This is a genomic window from Campylobacter sp. RKI_CA19_01116 (assembly GCF_025771405.1).
Classification (GTDB): domain Bacteria; phylum Campylobacterota; class Campylobacteria; order Campylobacterales; family Campylobacteraceae; genus Campylobacter_D.
The window spans coordinates 1-641 of the sequence record NZ_JAKMQF010000029.1 but is presented as its reverse complement, the minus strand read 5'-3'; the positions used below and the strand labels follow the sequence as shown (position 1 = coordinate 641).

Annotated in this window: 1 protein-coding gene; it reads right to left on the bottom strand. The window is 18.3% G+C overall.

The genetic code is table 11. The features are described from left to right. Positions 1-48: 48 nt before the first annotated feature. Positions 49-641: hypothetical protein (locus L8U41_RS07850; RefSeq protein WP_263728263.1), on the bottom strand; the 593-nt coding region annotated here is incomplete at its 5' end.

Below are 641 nucleotides of genomic sequence, written 5' to 3'. Positions count from 1 at the left end.
AGTTTTTATTTTAATTAACAAATCACACCTGCTAAATCTATCATTTACCTACTTCAACCTCACATTCATAATCATATTAGATAAAAAGATACTATCTTTATCAAAGCTTTTTAAGTTATATTCTAGTTTTAGGTATCTTTTTTGTATATCTTGCATTAAAGTTGAAAGATTGTATAAACTTAAACTTTCTAATATATTTATAAGTTCTATCTTGCTTAAAGTATTAAAATCATTTAACAAGCTAAGATAATTACTTATAATAGAAGAAGAATTGATATTATGAAATATAATTTTATTTTTTATATCTTCTTTAATAAAAAATTGATTATTTTTTATATAAAAATAATCTTTAAGATGATGATTACTTAATATTTGATTATAAAAACTTAAAAGACTTTCTTTGCTATTTAAGTCTATAAAATTTAAAAATATATTTTCTTTTAATAATACTTCTTGTAATTGTTTTAAGTTTTTAAAAGCTTGATTTATGCTAGAAGTATTTTTTAAAGCATAAATGATATTATCATCTTTAGAAATTTTTCTATTTATATTATATTGCAATAAAGGATTTTTATAAAGTGTATCACTATTGATCAAGATGTTGATATGAAAAGATTCTTTACTTTTATTAGTTAATTGAA